Below are 14,213 nucleotides of genomic sequence, written 5' to 3' on the forward strand. Positions count from 1 at the left end.
TCAGCCTCAGTTCGCGACTCTACCCTAATCGCGTCAGTCGAACGACAGGTCGGATGATGCTACCTCGTCTTCGTCACCGTCATCGAACACGACACGGACCCGATCAGGCAGCACCAGTCGGGCAGATCTGGTGCCAACCATGACCTTGAACGGGCTCGGCTGGAACGATGCCGAAGACCGCCCTGCCCTGCCCACCCGCTTTCCAGACGCTGGTTCGACTGGCGCGGCGGCGGGCGCGGCCTTTGCAGACGGCGCCCCTGTTTCAGCCGGCACTTTGAGCGAGGTGACGAACATCGTGCCTTCCGCAAGCGTCACGCCCCGCTCGCCGAATCCCCTGACGAAGTCGCGAACCTCCAGCGGGTGCTTTCGTGCAGCCCGGTGCAAATCGTACAGAACCCGGATCGGGGCCTTGTCGATTGCGTCGCGCAGATATGGCTCCATCTCGCCATAAGCGGCGTAGAGCGAGACGAACTGCTTCGAACGGCCGAGCGCCTTGGCGATCTCGGCCTGGTTCATTCCATCGGCCAGCATCCGCTCAACACCGAGTGCCAGCTCGCGCGACGAGAGGCTGGCGCGCTGGTCATTCTCGACGATCTGGTCGGCAAGGACATCGGCCCCCTCCCCCGCATCGCTGACAATGGCCGGGATGGTTTTCTTCCCCGCTGCGAGCGAGGCGCGGTAACGCCGCTCACCCATCCGAATGACATGCTTGCCATCTCCATTCTTGGGACGGACGATAATCGGCTGCAGCACGCCGCGCGCCTCGATCGAAGCCGCAAGCTCCGCCATCTCGGCTTCATCGAAATGCGTGCGGGGATTGCCGGGATCGGGCGTCAGCCAGTCGAGCGGCAGCTCCTCGACGCGGCGCGCACTTTCGTGCGCGCCAACCAGCATCCCGAATTCCTCGGCCCGTTGGTCGAACTTTCCCATCAGGCCGGCTCCTTGGTCCTGGTATCAACCCGACGTTCCACCTCGGCGAGGATCGTGCGGATCTCCTCGGAGGCCGCCTTGGCGCCGCTCCCCTTCTCGTGCCAGACCGCATGATGGTTCTCGGCCGAATGTTTGTAGGTCGGCCGCGCCTTCACGAAGGCCGGGAACATCATCGTCGGACCGACGGCGTGTGCGAGCTTCACCGCATTCTCCATCTCGCGCTTGTCGAAGGCGTTGACCATCGACGGTAGCAGCCCAAGGAAATTGACCTTGCGGCCGCCGCGCGCGGCTTCGGCCTTTTTGAGCGCGGTCAGCAGCATCTTGGCGCACTCGATCGAATCCTCGGCAACCTGGACCGGCGCGATCACCTCGTCGGCAACCGCCATCGCGCTCAAGGTCAGCTCATCCCACTTGGGTCCGGTGTCGATAACGCAATAATCGAAATGCTTGGGCAGCCCCCGGAAGCGCCCGATGAAGTCGTGAACGTCCGCGGCCGCCTTGACCATTTGCAGGCGCGGGTCGGCGCCGAACACGGTGATGCCGGGTGCATCTTCAAGCACGAGCTTGGCCTCGGGATCGAACAGGTCGGCCGAGAACCAGCCATTGCGCTCTTTGGCAAGGCGACGCGTCGAGCTGCCCTGCGGGTCGAGATCGATATACGCGACCCGGCAACCCGCCTGCTCGGCGAGATACCAGGCGAGATGGGTCGCGAAGAAGGTTTTGCCGACGCCGCCTTTCAGGAGGCTGATCACGATGGTTTTCACGAAGATCTTCCGTCCTGGGCAACCGCGCTCAATAGTCGTCGCCGCCGTTGCGAAGGTTGCGCTCATAATGGTCCCGCGCCGACCAGTCGCCGCGCGCGCCAAATCTGGGTCCGACGTAGCGGAACAGATAGACGGTCAGCGCGAAGCAGGCGAACGCAAACAGGATCGCATGATCGGGATGGCGCGAAAAATACTCAGCCATCATCAGTCTCCTTGAGAAGCGCGGGCCGTGGCTGGCGACCGCGCCGATCACGAAGCTCCTCATCGGGGACATCGAGACCATAGGTTTGCTTGAGCGCGTTCATGATCAGCGCTCGCAGCGTGATATTGCCCTGATCCAAGGCGAGGCGTGCGATCGTGGCGTGCATCTTCGGGGTCACGCGAAGCTGCAAAAAGGCTGAGCGCCGGTCTTCGCTCCCCTGCCCCTCCATCGCCACAGGCGTCCTCTCCTCCATCATGACAAGGACATCGGGCTATGCTTCTGATGTATTGAATTCAATACATCGTCGGCGAACGGACGGATTTTCGCGATCATCGTCGCAAGGCCGGAGTCTGCTCAAGCAGACTTTCGTCTTGCCGAATGCGAAGAGCCTCAGTTCTCGACGGGCGCGGGCATGCGCCAGCGCTCGACCAGCGCGACGATCTGGTCCTTATAGCCCATCTGGTCCGGGTAGATCGCGCCGGGATGGCCGCCCAGATAGAGGAAGACCAGGCCCATATCGGCGGCGACCGCCTGGTCGACGCCGAACAGATCGGCGAGGTCGAAGCCGCCATTGTCGCCAGCATTCCACCAGGCGAGCAGGAAATTAGCGACGCGCTTGGCCTGCCCGGTATCGGACGCGGCGAGATCGAACAGGCGGTCGAGCGCCTCGAAGACAGGTTGCTGGGTCATATCCGACTCCGCAAAAAAGCTGGTGGCCCCGACCGGGGTCGGGGCCAGTATATCTCAGTATTCGTGCGTGAGAAGGATTGTCAGCACGCGCGTGGTCATTTCCGGATCGGCGGGATCGGACGAGCCAAAGTCCAACGTGCGATCATAATAATCGATCTTCCAATACAGCGCGGCACCCCGGAATTCGAACCGCCCGAAATCGCGCTCGCCGTGCGGATCAACGTCGGGACCAAAATCGTCATAGTCGCGGATGGTGCGCAGCAATTCGGCCTGGGCGTGGAAGTTGCGGAACAGGCTGACGTCGCCGATCAGCTCCTGGACACCGATGGTCATCACCACACGATTGTGGCCGGGCTGGGTGAGGTTCTGTCGAAGGGCATCGTTGAGGCAGGCGATGGTCGCGATGCGATCCGACGCTGGGGCAGGGGAGGCGTTTTGATCGGGCATGACGTACGATCCTGTGTTTTTCGACAAACCCCGCCGATCGGGGTCTTTCAACAGGGACCGGCGCGCCGGGGCACAGCAGGCTTGCGCACCCGCAGGGTCGAAACGGCAGAGGAGAAGCCCGGCTACGGGCTTGCGCGCGCCTGCGCCTCGGCAAGGACCGGACATGGTGATGATCCCGTCGTCTCGGCGGCTGCGAACACCAGGCCATCACGCTCTCGATCAGGATGCTGGACCAGTCGCGATGAAGCGGACTATCGTCGACAAGATGACCGCCGCGCTCCACATTCTCTGGCCGATTTGGACGAAAACCGTCGGTGCCATGAGCAAGCGTAATATCCTCGTGCGCAGCCAGTGTCGGCGCTGCGGCGCGCTGATGCGGGTCGATCCGGTCGATCTGGTCGCGCGATACGGGGCAGGGCATTCGCTCATCGACACTCAGGAACGCTGCCGAATGGTCGCCTGCGACGGCGCGGCCTATTATCTGGCGGCCCGAACCTATGGCGCGCCGTGGCGCGTCCTGCTCGACGATCCGGTGTTGAAAGAGGGTCTTGAGGGTCGGCCTGCGGCCGTTACGGGCCGGAGCCTGCAGGTTTGCGGACAAGCGACGGTCTTGGACGTCAGCCCCTAGCGATCAGCCCTTATAAACGCTATCTTGGTATCAGCAGAATTGCATCAAGCCTGAAGGAGGGCAGTATATGGCGACAAACGCAGTTATTCAGCCCACGACGGGCAAGATCAAGTCGCGCCGGGTCCGCTTCGGCAGCGTAACGGTGACCGCCCCAGCGCCGTCGTCGGCGCTCGTCCAGCACAATATCGAACTCAGCACGCAGGCCCTTGAGCGTGTGGCGAAGCGCCTGGCCAAGCCGGGCGTGACGCTCCGTGCGAAAAAGGACGTGCCGCTTTACTCGCTCGATAGCGATAATCCCGACGTGATGATCCGTAAGCTGAACGGCAAGACCGAACGCGGCCAGCTGGTTGACGGTAGCTTCAAGGCGATCGATTGACCTCTGCGATCGAGGCGATCCGACAGGTTCGCCAGACACAGGAAAAGCGTAAGAAACCGCTCGCGATCGTGCTCGCTGGCCATAATGGTTCGGGCAAATCGACATTGTGGCGCCGTAGCCTCGCCGATGAACTACAGATGCCGTTGGTCAATGCCGACCGCATGATGCTGTCGATCCTGCCCGAGCAGGCGAGCGACGGCGCGCTCCCGTCCTGGGCGGCGACACTGCGCGATACCGATCAGAGCTGGATGAAGGTGTCGCAGCAGGGCGTACAAGCCTTTGTCGGTCATGCGATGAACGCGAAGGTACCATTCGCAATGGAAACCGTGTTTTCTCACTGGCAGGCGCTGGGCGACGGCACCTTCGAATCCAAGATCGACCAGATTCGCCAGATGCAGACGGCGGGGTATTTCGTTCTCCTGATCTTCGTGGGCCTGGCGAGCGTCGAGCTCTCGATCGGCCGCGTCCAGACGCGGGTTCAGGAAAATGGCCATGCGGTGCCCGAGAATAAATTGCGCGAACGGTTCCCGCGGACCCAGATGGCGATCGCCGAGGCGATAAAGGTCGCCGACGCCTCCTTGCTCGCGGATAACAGCCGGACGTCGGCACAGGCCTTCACCGTCTGCCGGGTCCAGATCGAGGAGCGCGAGATCTTTGACCTAAGGGCGGGCGAGAGAACCACCCCGAGCGTGATCTCGCGCTGGCTCGAGATCGTCAGCCCCCGCGTCGGCTGAGCGATAGCCCCCGCGGCAGGGATCGCGACCCGCATGGGCCGAGACCCGGAACGGGGCTCGGGGCGTCAGCCTAGAGCCCGGTCCGGTGCAACCGGAGCCGTCTGATCCTGCTCCAGCGCACCAAAAAGTCGCTCCAGCACCATGTCGAGGCTTACCAGTTTCTCGAACTTGCTGATCCTGATCGTCCGATGGTTTGGCCGTTCAGCCTTCTCGCCCTGCGCATTTCCCTTGGCATGCTTGGCGATCATGTTCCGGCTGATATCGGGCAAGGGCTCACCCGGCTTGCCGCCAAACCAGAGATAGTGGTCGAACAGCAGATCCGGCGTCACCACGATCCACAATATGCACCCGCTCGGCTTGTCCATCAGCTTGAGGTTGATCTTCACCTCATCGGTCTTGCCGCCGAGCGTCTTGGTCTTGAACTGGATATGGCGGGTGACGCGGTGATAGCTCATCACTTGGAGCTAGCCGCCGGCATCGAACTCGGATCGCAGCACCTCGACGTCCGTCACACCCATCTGCCAGAGCCGGCGCAGCGCTTCGCCCACGAAAACATGCTCGACGATACGTTCGCGCAGCGTCGAGTTGATATAATGCGGGCTGGCTTGCTCGGTCAGGTCATCCAAAGGCGATCTCGCGGGAGAAGGGGCGGGGGCGCAGCCCCCGCCCGAGGGTCAGGCGAATGGATCATATTCGTTGATGACCGATACGTCGCCGTCGAAGTCGTCGGCGGTGATGACGCCGAACTGGGTTCCGATCGCGATGACCATCGTTGCGACCATGAGGCTTTTCGAGAGGCTGAGTGCGCTTCTGCGGGCGGTCCAGATGTCGGTGAACATATCGAGGCTCCTTCAGATGCCGGCGGGTTCATCCCCGCTCGACTGGCGCCCGAAGTGTTGGTCTCGTGGCCGCGATCATCTTTTGGCGGCACGGCAAAAGGCCGTAGCGAAGCGTGCGGACGCTTTACGGGTTGATCGCATTAGGCCGCGGGAGCGACCAAGGATTGCGCCTCAAAGAGCGGGGTGAAGCTGCCGGCATGGGGGTGGCGCTGTTCCACCGTGCTGATCCCAAATCGACATCATCCGACCCCAGGCCACCGTTCGCATCTTGTTCCATGAAACGCGCGCGCTACTGTCCCGCGATGACCTGGCTGCGCTCCCCATCTTCGATCTGCCTGCTCCTGATGAGCAGCGTTGCCTGCGGCACATCCGCCGGCGCCGAGACCGGGCAGGTCCGCTATGTGACGGATGGCGACACGTTTCGCCTGGAGAGTGGCGAGCGCATCAGGATCGCCAATATCGACGCGCCCGAGATTCATGCGCGCCAAGCAAAATGCCGGCTCGAAATCGAACGCGGCGAAGCCGCATCCGAACGCGCCCGAACCTTGCTCGATGGCAAGGTCGTGACGTTCGAGCGGGTAGGGCGCAGCTATAACCGGACGGTCGCGCGCGTCCGCGTCGACGGCCGGGATCTGGGCACAGCTCTCATTGCCATGGGCGTCGCGCGACCATGGCTTCGCCATCATCCCAAACCCGACTGGTGTTCCTGATGGATTGCCAATTCTAGGTCGAGGAAGATCCCACCTTCGCAAGTGTCGCCGCGTCCGCGGCACCGTCGAACCACCGATCGAGCGCCGCGACAAAGAGCGGGCCTCCGCCCGCTTCGGCGAACAGGGTCAGGCAGGAGCGGAGCTTCATCGCGTCGACCTTGCCGAACACCGCGATCGCGGTCGTCCCGGTCAGATCCTGCAGCGCGCCAACACAGTCGCGAAGTCGGAGCCCAAGCAGGGGATGCGCCAGATAGGCGCGCGCTTCGTCCAGCGATCCGATGGCATAGCGCCGCGCCATGTCGCTGGTGCCGAGACCGGCGATCTGCGGAAAGATGAACCACATCCAATGACTGCGCTTGGCGCCGCGCCGGATCTCGGCGAGCGCTGTGTCATAGGTCGTCGCCTGTGCCGTCACGAATCGGTCGAGGTGGAAATCCGCAGCCATCACTCTCCCATATCCTCCTGGCACCCAGGACGCGTCGCTTCGCACAATTTTTTTGCCGCCAGCAAAAGCCCGGCGGAGGCGGTTATCCACCGCCGGAGGCAAAATCGATACGCCCCCGACGCTTGACTCTCGGACGGACTGAATAGAACAAAAGGCGAACTAATCAACCGCCCGAGTCTTTTGAATGTTATGCGCGAAGCCAGCGTCATCGAAAATCTGCGAGCGCGCATCGCGCAGATCGAAGGCGTGGGCGCTCGCCATGGATCGATTCCGTTCGGGCTGGAGGCCATCGACGCCAGCCTGCCGGGCGGTGGCATAGCGAGCGGCGCGCTGCATGAGGTCGCCGGCAGTCCCGATCTTGCCGACGATGCGAGCGCGACGATCTTTATCGCCGGAATCCTGGCGCGGGTGGAGGGCCCGGTCCTCTGGTGCCTGCGGTGGCGTGACCTGTTCGCGCCCGCGCTCCAACTCGCGGGGTTGCATCCCGATCGTATAATCTATGTCGAGGCGGGCAGCGATGCGAACGTCCTGCTCGCCATGGAAGAATGCCTGCGCCATCCCGGCCTTGGCGGCGTGGTCGGCGAGGTCACCAAATATAGCACCACGGCATCGAAGCGGCTCCAGCTTGCCGCCGAGGGATCAGGCGTCGCCGCCTTCGTTTTTCGGCGCGCGTCCAAGCCCGAGCTGGCGGCCGAGGGAACCGCCGCTGTCACGCGGTGGCGGATTACGGCCAGTCCGAGCGAAGATCTCGGCATCCCGAGCCTCGGCCGCGCGCGCTGGCACGTCGAGCTGGAGCGCGTGCGCGGGGGGAATCCGCACGCATGGATAGTGGAGGGCTGCGATGCGACGGGTCGTATCGGTCTACCTGCCGCACTGGTCGACAGACCGGCTGCGGCGGCAGACCGCCAAGTCGCCGCCTGACCGGCGCGACACACCAATCCCGACACGCCCGCTCGTCACGGCGATCCCCGATCATGGCCGGCGTATCGTCGCGGCGGTCGATGCCGGCGCACGCGCGCTCGGTATTTCGCCCGGCATGACCATCACCAAGGCGCGCTCGTTCGCGCCGGAGCTCGACATCGTCGACGCGCAACCCGAAGCCGATGTCGAGGGATTGCGCCGCCTGGCGCTATGGGCGGGCCAGCGATACTCGCCGATCGTCGCGCCCGATGCACCTGACGGTCTGTGGCTCGACATTACCGGCTGCGCCGCCCTGTTCAGCACCGAGGCGGCCTTGCTCAAGGATCTCCACCGCCGCGTGGCCGCCTTCGGCGTATCGGTCCAGATCGCCGTGGCCGACACCGCGGGTTGTGCCCATGCGGTAGCGCGGCATGTTCCCGCCGGTCGGCCGGTGACGATCGAACCTGGTGATCATCGTAAAGCGATCGCACTCCTTCCTATAGCGGCGCTGCGGCTCGAAGCCGATGTCGTTGAGGGACTGCGAAAGCTCGGCTTCGAACGGGTCGAGCAATTGATCGGCGCGCCGCGCGGGCCGCTCGCCAAGCGGTTCGGCCGTAGCCTGCACCGTCGGCTCGATCAGGCGCTTGGGACTGTGGCCGAACCGATCGAGCCGATATTCCCCGAGCATCTGCCCCGCGCGCGCTGCGGCTTCATGGAGCCAATCGCGACAGCGGAGGCGTTTGCCAAGGTGATCGGCGATCTCGTCGCCGAAATCGTCGATCAGCTTGGTCGGGTGGGCAAGGGGGCGCGGCGCCTCGATTGCTATTTCCACCGGGTTGACGGGCATACGCAGGTCATCCGGGTCGGCACGGCCACGCCGAGCCGCGACCAGGCCCATCTGTCGAAGCTTCTTTGCGCGAAGATCGAGACCGTCGAGCCAGGTCTTGGGATCGAATCGATGACCTTGCTGGTCTCGCTGATGGAGGCCGTCGCCGCCCGACAGGGCGAGAGCCTGGAGCGCCTGGGCCAGCGCGGGCCGGATCTCGCCGCCCTGGTCGACACCCTCTCCAACCGCTTCGGCAGTCGGTGCCTGCACCGCATGGCGCCGCACCCGAGCGAGATGCCCGAGCGCTCGGCGGCGAGTTCATCGGCGCTCGATACCGCGCGGGGCGCGGGCTGGGACGATGATCTGCCGCGCCCCGCGCGGATGCTGGCGCGGCCCGAAGCGATCGAGGTCATCGCGCTTCTGCCCGATGACGCGCCGAGGATGTTCATCTGGCGCGGCAAGCGATACCGGGTCACGCAGGGCGACGGACCCGAACGGCTGCACGGCGAATGGTGGCGCGACGCCGGGATCGAGAGCGCGCAGCCGCTCAGCATCCGCGACTATTATCAGGTCGAGACCCTGAGCGGCGGCCGTTACTGGCTGTTCCGGGCAGGCGATGGAGAGAACCGGTCGACCGGATCGATGCGCTGGTTCCTGCACGGGGCGTTCGCGTGAGCGAGAGCCAAGCCCGTTATGTCGAGCTGCAGGTCACGACCCATTTCAGCTTCCTGCGCGGTGCGTCGAGCCCGGAGGAGTTGTTCGTCACGGCCGCGCGCATGGAGTTGCCCGCGCTCGGCATCGTCGACCGCAATTCGGTCGCCGGCATCGTGCGGGCCTGGGACGCCGAGAAGACGACCGGCGTCCGCGCCATCATCGGCTGTCGGCTCGATCTCACCGACGGGACGGCGCTGCTGGTCTATCCGACCGACAGGGCGGCCTATGGCCGCATGTGCCGGCTCCTCAGCGTTGGCAAAGGCCGGGCAGGGAAGGGCGCTTGCCACCTTGAATGGTCCGATGTCGCGGAGTGGAACGAAGGGCTTCTCGCGATGCTCGTCCCCGATCGCGCCGATGCGGTGACCGAGGCCGCGCTGGCGCGGACGAAGCGCATGTTCGGCGATCGCGCCCATATGGCGCTCGTCGTCAGGCGGCGGCCGAAGGACGCAATCCGCCTGCGCGATCTGTCGGCGCTCGCGGCCGCCGCAGGCGTGCCGACCATCGCCACCAACGACGTCCTCTATCACACGCCCGAACGTCGGCTGCTGCAGGATGTGGTCACCTGCATCCGGGAGAAATGCACGATCGATACGCTGGGGGCCGCGCGCGAGCGATTTGCCGATCGCTATCTCAAGACCGGCGAGGAGATGGAGCGGCTCTTTCGTCGCTATCTGAAGGACACGCGGCCAGTCGCGCGCAGCGTCGAGTTCGCGGCGAGCTGCACGTTCAGCCTCGACGAACTCAAATATCAATATCCCGACGAGATCCAGGTGCCGGGCCGCACCCCGCAACAGGAACTCGAACGGCTGACCTGGGAGAAGGCCCCCGAACGCTATCCCGAAGGTATCGAAGGCAAGGTGCGCGCGCAGCTGGAGCATGAGCTTCGGCTCATCGCCCAGCTCGACTATGCGCCCTACTTCCTGACCGTCCATGCGATCGTCGCGGAAGCGCGGCGGCGCGAGATCCTGTGTCAGGGCAGGGGGTCGGCCGCGAACAGCGCGGTCTGTTATGTGCTTGGCATCACCTCGATCGACCCGGTCCGCTCGGAACTGCTGTTCGAGCGTTTCGTCTCGGCCGAGCGCCGCGAGCCGCCCGATATCGATGTCGATTTCGAACATGAGCGCCGCGAAGAGGTGATCCAGTGGATCTACGAGACCTATGGCCGGACGCGTTCCGCGCTGACCGCCGTCGTCACGCGCTACCGCGCGCGCGGCGCGGTGCGCGAGGTCGGCAAGGCGCTGGGACTGTCGGAGGACATGACGGCCGGCCTGTCGGGTGCGGTCTGGGGATATAGCCGCGAAGGCGTCGAGGCGAAGCACGCGGAGGAGCTCAATCTCGACCTGAGCGACAGGCGCCTCGCGCTGACGCTTGAACTGGCGCGGACGCTGATCAACACGCCGCGCCACTTGTCGCAGCATCCCGGCGGGTTCGTGCTGACCCGCGATCGGCTCGACGAGCTTGTGCCGATCGAACCGGCGGCGATGGACGATCGCCAGGTCATCGAATGGGACAAGGATGACATCGACGCCCTGGGCTTCATGAAGGTCGATGTGCTGGCGCTCGGGATGCTGAGCTGCATGCGCCGCGCGTTCGCGTTTCTCGAGAACGACAAGGGCATCAAGCACGACCTCGCGACGATCCCGGCCGAAGATCCCGCGACCTATGCGATGATCAGGAAGGCAGACACCTTGGGCGTCTTCCAGATCGAATCCCGCGCGCAGATGGCCTCGATCCCGCTGATGGCTTCGAAGACCTTCTACGATCTCGTGATCCAGGTCGCGATCGTCCGCCCGGGTCCAATCCAGGGCGACATGGTCCATCCCTACAGGCGGCGACGTAACGGCGAGGAGGCCGTCACCTATCCGACCGAGGAGCTGCGCCGGGTACTGGAAAAGACGCTCGGCGTGCCCCTGTTTCAGGAGCAGGCGATGCGGGTGGCGATCGAGTGCGCCGGCTTCACGGCAAGCGAGGCCGATCTGTTGCGGCGCGCGATGGCGACATTCAAGCTCACGGGCGGGGTCAGCCATTTTCGCGACAAGCTGATCAGCGGCATGGTCGGCCGCGGCTATGATCAGGAGTTCGCGGAAAAGACGTTCAAGCAGATTGAAGGCTTCGGTTCCTACGGCTTCCCTGAGAGCCATGCCGCGAGCTTCGCGCTGATCGCCTATGCGTCGAGCTGGATGAAATGCCATCATCCCGACGCCTTCTGCGCGGCATTGCTCAACGCGCAGCCCATGGGGTTTTACGCGCCGGCGCAGATCGTGCGCGACGCGCGCCAGCATGGCGTCGACGTGCGGCCGATCGACGTGAACGCCAGTCGATGGGATTGCACGCTGGAAGCGAGCCGCGGACGGCACAAGGCCGTCCGTCTCGGGCTGCGCATGGCACGCGACCTCTCGAACGCAGACGGTGCGGCGATCGTCACCGCGCGTGGCACGACGGCTTATGCCAGCATCGAAGAGATCCAGCGCCGTGCCGGCGTCGGGCGCGGCGCGCTCGACCGGATCGGCGATGCCGACGGGTTTGGATCGCTGGGCGCGGACCGCCGCTCCGGGCTGTGGGAGGTCAAGGGCCTCGGAAGCGCGGCGCTACCACTATTCGCGGCTGCCGATAAACGCGACGGCGAGCTGCGGCAGGAGGCGATCGAGCCGACGGTCATCCTTGCGTCGATGGGGGAGGGCGCGGAGGTGGTCGAAGACTACCGCGCTTCGGGCCTATCGCTCCGGGCGCATCCGCTCGCATTCCTGCGCGACGAACTCAAGGCCCGCAAGATGATCACCTGTGAGGCGCTGCGCACCACCAAGGATGGGCGCTGGATCGAGCTCGCCGGCATCGTTCTCGTCCGGCAGAAACCGGGGAGCGCGAAGGGCGTCATGTTCATCACGCTGGAGGATGAGACCGATGTTGCCAACCTCGTGGTGTGGACCAAGGTCTTCGAGGCCAACCGTCGCACGGTGCTCGGCGCGTCGATGATGGGTGTGCGTGGCCAGGTCCAGCGCGAAGGCGAGGTCATCCACATCATCGCCCAGCGGCTCGACGATTTGTCGGGCATGCTGGCAAGCGTCGGCCGCCGCGCGGACGTCGCCGAGATCTATCGGGTCAGCAGGGCAGACGTGGTCAGAAACCCGATGTCACCGGACCCGCGCGATCCCGAGCATCAGCCCCTGGGGCGGGCCGCGAGGGAAATCTACATTCCCGATCTGCGGCTCGGGTCCGGGATCATCCCCGGCCAACCGACCGAGGGCATCAAGATTAAGCCGCGCGATTTTCGCTGACCGCAGACATGGAAAAAGGCCCGGTGGCTTTCGCCACCGGGCCGATGCCGCTTCAGAAGGGGATGTCATCGTCTTCGGTCGTGTCGTTGCCGTTGCCCGACCGCTCGGAGGCCTGACGGGCGCGGGTGAGGAAGGTGACTTCGTCGGCGATGATCTCGGTACCGTAGCGCTTGATGTCGTCCTGGTCGGTCCAGGTCGTGTAGTGGATCCTGCCGCGGACCATCACCTTCATGCCCTTCTGGACATAGTCCTCGACGGTCTTGCCAACGCCGTTGAAGCAGGTGATCCGGTGCCATTCGGTGTCCTCGACGCGGTAGCCGTCGCGATCCTTGATGACCTTGCCGTCGCTGTCGCGCTTCGGCCGCGAGGTTGCGAGCGAGAAGTGGGTGATCTTGGTGCCGCCCTGCGTGGTGCGGACTTCCGGGGTGGCGCCGACATTGCCGGCGAGGATGACGATGTTCTGCATGTCGAGGTTTCCTTATCTGTCGGCCGAGGGATGATCCCTTCGACTGATCCCCGAAAAAGGCGGCCAGGACGGTGCCTCCACCAAAACGCGCCAGCGCGCAGGGGAACCCCGAGGCGAGGGGTGGTGCGGGCAGCCGTGGCACACGGCAACTCGGCCCGAAGGATCGCGGGTTGGAGGCGGCGAACGGCCGACTTAGGGGTCAGGTGAAAGAGAAGGGATTGTCCCTCACTGCCGACACGAACACGGGAAACAGTGCAGGATCGTCCGCCATTCTCGCCTGTGTCCACGCGCCGGATCTCTCGACCCGGCGGCACCAAGATAATCCACTTCCTTCCCGCCCGGCCGCAAAGAGCCAGCGACGGCGCAACCAGATAAGCCGGCCCCCGATAGACCGAGGACCATTGGCACCGATCCCAAGCGGGCATCGGCAAGCTCGAGGAGATCCACAGATGGTCAGATTGTGTCGGCCCCCGGCCCTTGATTCATGGCATGATCTCAACCGGCACGTTCGCGCATCGTCTCGCACCGACCTGACAGACGCATTGCCACCGACGTCCATCTGCTCAGGCGCCGCGCGTATCGGGAAAGGAACGACACACGTTTCGCCGACATCACGGTGAACGGGTTTGCGCCGGCACGCCGAGGACCTTGAGGATCGGTTTCAGCCGCCGGCCCGCAGCTTGCCAGTGATCGACAAGCTCAAAAGAGCGGGCTGCAATGAACCATTCCCGATCACGCCGCCGCATGGCTCAAGGCGCTGGCGATTCATTCGAACAGACGGCAATCTGGGCAGAATGCCAAATTCGACGTCCCAAAAGCCGCCCGCCGATCGCCGCGATCTTGAGTATTTCGCAATGGCAGTTTGTTACGGCAACGCGGCAACCTTGCTGAACGAGCAACCGGTAACGGACAAACCAGTCCATTGGCCCTTCTTCCAGCTTGTGGCGCATGCGCTGGAGCTTTCGCTCAAGGCAGTCCTCAGCCACCAAGGCCGGGACGAAGAATGGCTAATGATGATTGGGCACAGTCTTGAGCGCTGCTACACGCAGGCATCAGCGGCGGCCTGTATACCGATCGCGATCCAGCAACCGACGCGCTCATGGGTTCGCTCGACGAACCCCATGCGCTCCAGGTCTTCCGATACCCTCAGAACTCTCGTTGGGTTGCCCCAGATCCGCATTGGACAATCCAGACAATGGAGACCCACCTCGAAATCGTGAGGCGCTATCTCGCCGTCCAGACGGGAGCAGATCGCCGACAAGTTTGG

At 64.3% G+C, this 14,213-nt stretch carries 19 protein-coding genes; 8 read left to right on the plus strand and 11 right to left on the minus strand.

Annotated features, from left to right (window positions below):
• Positions 1-33: 33 nt before the first annotated feature.
• From WP12_RS15960 to WP12_RS15980, 6 genes are all read right to left on the minus strand, one after another.
• Positions 34-930, minus strand: coding sequence for a ParB/RepB/Spo0J family partition protein (locus WP12_RS15960; protein ID WP_046194674.1), 897 nt, complete (start codon positions 928-930; stop codon positions 34-36).
• A complete protein-coding gene (locus WP12_RS15965; RefSeq protein WP_046194675.1) occupies positions 930-1,694 on the minus strand; it encodes a ParA family protein in 765 nt (254 codons plus the stop codon). The genes WP12_RS15960 and WP12_RS15965 overlap by 1 nt, the downstream gene beginning before the upstream one ends.
• A 28-nt stretch (positions 1,695-1,722) precedes the next feature.
• Complete coding sequence (locus WP12_RS25555; RefSeq protein WP_167535076.1) at positions 1,723-1,896, minus strand: hypothetical protein; 174 nt, start codon at positions 1,894-1,896, stop codon at positions 1,723-1,725.
• Positions 1,889-2,074, minus strand: a complete 186-nt coding sequence (locus tag WP12_RS15970) for a hypothetical protein (RefSeq protein ID WP_235399165.1) — start codon at positions 2,072-2,074, stop codon at positions 1,889-1,891. Before WP12_RS15970 ends, WP12_RS25555 begins: the two co-directional genes overlap by 8 nt.
• 212 nt (positions 2,075-2,286) lie before the next feature.
• Positions 2,287-2,586 carry a DUF7673 family protein gene (locus WP12_RS15975; RefSeq protein WP_046194676.1) on the minus strand — a complete coding sequence of 100 codons (300 nt, stop codon included), beginning with the start codon at positions 2,584-2,586 and terminating at the stop codon, positions 2,287-2,289.
• Between the two features lie 54 nt (positions 2,587-2,640).
• Positions 2,641-3,033 carry a DUF3768 domain-containing protein gene (locus WP12_RS15980; RefSeq protein WP_046194677.1) on the minus strand — a complete coding sequence of 131 codons (393 nt, stop codon included), beginning with the start codon at positions 3,031-3,033 and terminating at the stop codon, positions 2,641-2,643.
• A gap of 241 nt (positions 3,034-3,274) precedes the next feature.
• Here WP12_RS15980 and WP12_RS15985 point away from each other — a divergent pair, with 241 nt between their 5' ends.
• From WP12_RS15985 to WP12_RS15995, 3 genes are all read left to right on the plus strand, one after another.
• Entirely contained in the window at positions 3,275-3,661 is a 387-nt protein-coding gene (locus WP12_RS15985) for a hypothetical protein (protein ID WP_046194678.1), read from the plus strand.
• Between the two features lie 67 nt (positions 3,662-3,728).
• A complete protein-coding gene (locus WP12_RS15990; protein ID WP_046194679.1) occupies positions 3,729-4,037 on the plus strand; it encodes a hypothetical protein in 309 nt (102 codons plus the stop codon).
• A complete protein-coding gene (locus WP12_RS15995) occupies positions 4,034-4,771 on the plus strand; it encodes a zeta toxin family protein (RefSeq protein ID WP_046194680.1) in 738 nt (245 codons plus the stop codon). Before WP12_RS15990 ends, WP12_RS15995 begins: the two co-directional genes overlap by 4 nt.
• A 65-nt stretch (positions 4,772-4,836) precedes the next feature.
• Here the strand turns inward: WP12_RS15995 and WP12_RS16000 are convergent, their stop codons facing one another.
• Genes WP12_RS16000 through WP12_RS25560 form a run of 3 tightly spaced genes read right to left on the minus strand, consistent with a single transcriptional unit; the run spans position 4,837 to position 5,610 of the window.
• A complete protein-coding gene (locus tag WP12_RS16000; protein WP_235399166.1) occupies positions 4,837-5,226 on the minus strand; it encodes a hypothetical protein in 390 nt (129 codons plus the stop codon).
• Between the two features lie 9 nt (positions 5,227-5,235).
• Positions 5,236-5,397 carry a hypothetical protein gene (locus tag WP12_RS25925; protein ID WP_235399167.1) on the minus strand — a complete coding sequence of 54 codons (162 nt, stop codon included), beginning with the start codon at positions 5,395-5,397 and terminating at the stop codon, positions 5,236-5,238.
• A 48-nt stretch (positions 5,398-5,445) separates the two neighbouring features.
• Positions 5,446-5,610 (minus strand): hypothetical protein, encoded by a 165-nt coding sequence (locus WP12_RS25560; protein ID WP_200894539.1) that lies wholly within the window; start codon positions 5,608-5,610, stop codon positions 5,446-5,448.
• A 275-nt stretch (positions 5,611-5,885) separates the two neighbouring features.
• Between WP12_RS25560 and WP12_RS16005 the strand changes: the two genes are divergently transcribed.
• Positions 5,886-6,320: a thermonuclease family protein gene (locus tag WP12_RS16005; RefSeq protein WP_235399168.1), complete on the plus strand. Its 435-nt coding sequence runs from the start codon at positions 5,886-5,888 to the stop codon at positions 6,318-6,320.
• 13 nt (positions 6,321-6,333) lie between these two features.
• Here WP12_RS16005 and WP12_RS16010 read toward each other — a convergent pair whose 3' ends face one another.
• On the minus strand, positions 6,334-6,765 hold the full coding sequence (locus tag WP12_RS16010; protein ID WP_046194682.1) for a DUF1810 domain-containing protein: 432 nt from the start codon (positions 6,763-6,765) through the stop codon (positions 6,334-6,336).
• 189 nt (positions 6,766-6,954) lie between these two features.
• On the opposite strand from WP12_RS16010, the gene WP12_RS16015 reads away from it, so the two are divergent.
• From WP12_RS16015 to WP12_RS16025, 3 genes are read left to right on the plus strand one after another with little or no spacing between them, the layout of a single operon-like run.
• Positions 6,955-7,686, plus strand: coding sequence for an ImuA family protein (locus WP12_RS16015; protein WP_046194683.1), 732 nt, complete (start codon positions 6,955-6,957; stop codon positions 7,684-7,686).
• Positions 7,607-9,166, plus strand: a complete 1,560-nt coding sequence (locus WP12_RS16020) for a DUF6504 family protein (RefSeq protein ID WP_046194684.1) — start codon at positions 7,607-7,609, stop codon at positions 9,164-9,166. The genes WP12_RS16015 and WP12_RS16020 overlap by 80 nt, the downstream gene beginning before the upstream one ends.
• Complete coding sequence (locus WP12_RS16025; RefSeq protein ID WP_046194685.1) at positions 9,163-12,480, plus strand: error-prone DNA polymerase; 3,318 nt, start codon at positions 9,163-9,165, stop codon at positions 12,478-12,480. The genes WP12_RS16020 and WP12_RS16025 overlap by 4 nt, the downstream gene beginning before the upstream one ends.
• Before the next feature lie 52 nt (positions 12,481-12,532).
• Here WP12_RS16025 and WP12_RS16030 read toward each other — a convergent pair whose 3' ends face one another.
• On the minus strand, positions 12,533-12,946 hold the full coding sequence (locus WP12_RS16030) for a single-stranded DNA-binding protein (protein ID WP_046194686.1): 414 nt from the start codon (positions 12,944-12,946) through the stop codon (positions 12,533-12,535).
• A 686-nt stretch (positions 12,947-13,632) separates the two neighbouring features.
• On the opposite strand from WP12_RS16030, the gene WP12_RS24945 reads away from it, so the two are divergent.
• The gene (locus tag WP12_RS24945) at positions 13,633-14,166 is read left to right on the plus strand and encodes a hypothetical protein (RefSeq protein WP_152664027.1); all 534 of its coding nucleotides are present in this window, start codon (positions 13,633-13,635) and stop codon (positions 14,164-14,166) included.
• Positions 14,167-14,213: the final 47 nt, after the last annotated feature.

Source organism: Sphingomonas sp. SRS2 (assembly GCF_000971055.1).
GTDB lineage: Bacteria > Pseudomonadota > Alphaproteobacteria > Sphingomonadales > Sphingomonadaceae > Rhizorhabdus.

Bases quoted from the DNA above. Each gene is read 5' to 3' on its own strand.
- WP12_RS15960 (WP_046194674.1), bottom strand. From the start codon at position 930: ATGGGAAAGTTCGACCAACGGGCCGAGGAATTCGGGATGCTGGTTGGC.
- WP12_RS25555 (WP_167535076.1), bottom strand. From the start codon at position 1,896: ATGGCTGAGTATTTTTCGCGCCATCCCGATCATGCGATCCTGTTTGCG.
- WP12_RS15975 (WP_046194676.1), bottom strand. From the start codon at position 2,586: ATGACCCAGCAACCTGTCTTCGAGGCGCTCGACCGCCTGTTCGATCTC.
- WP12_RS15980 (WP_046194677.1), bottom strand. From the start codon at position 3,033: ATGCCCGATCAAAACGCCTCCCCTGCCCCAGCGTCGGATCGCATCGCG.
- WP12_RS15985 (WP_046194678.1), top strand. From the start codon at position 3,275: ATGAAGCGGACTATCGTCGACAAGATGACCGCCGCGCTCCACATTCTC.
- WP12_RS15990 (WP_046194679.1), top strand. From the start codon at position 3,729: ATGGCGACAAACGCAGTTATTCAGCCCACGACGGGCAAGATCAAGTCG.
- WP12_RS16000 (WP_235399166.1), bottom strand. From the start codon at position 5,226: ATGAGCTATCACCGCGTCACCCGCCATATCCAGTTCAAGACCAAGACG.
- WP12_RS25560 (WP_200894539.1), bottom strand. From the start codon at position 5,610: ATGTTCACCGACATCTGGACCGCCCGCAGAAGCGCACTCAGCCTCTCG.
- WP12_RS16005 (WP_235399168.1), top strand. From the start codon at position 5,886: ATGAAACGCGCGCGCTACTGTCCCGCGATGACCTGGCTGCGCTCCCCA.
- WP12_RS16010 (WP_046194682.1), bottom strand. From the start codon at position 6,765: ATGGCTGCGGATTTCCACCTCGACCGATTCGTGACGGCACAGGCGACG.
- WP12_RS16015 (WP_046194683.1), top strand. From the start codon at position 6,955: ATGCGCGAAGCCAGCGTCATCGAAAATCTGCGAGCGCGCATCGCGCAG.
- WP12_RS16020 (WP_046194684.1), top strand. From the start codon at position 7,607: ATGCGACGGGTCGTATCGGTCTACCTGCCGCACTGGTCGACAGACCGG.
- WP12_RS16030 (WP_046194686.1), bottom strand. From the start codon at position 12,946: ATGCAGAACATCGTCATCCTCGCCGGCAATGTCGGCGCCACCCCGGAA.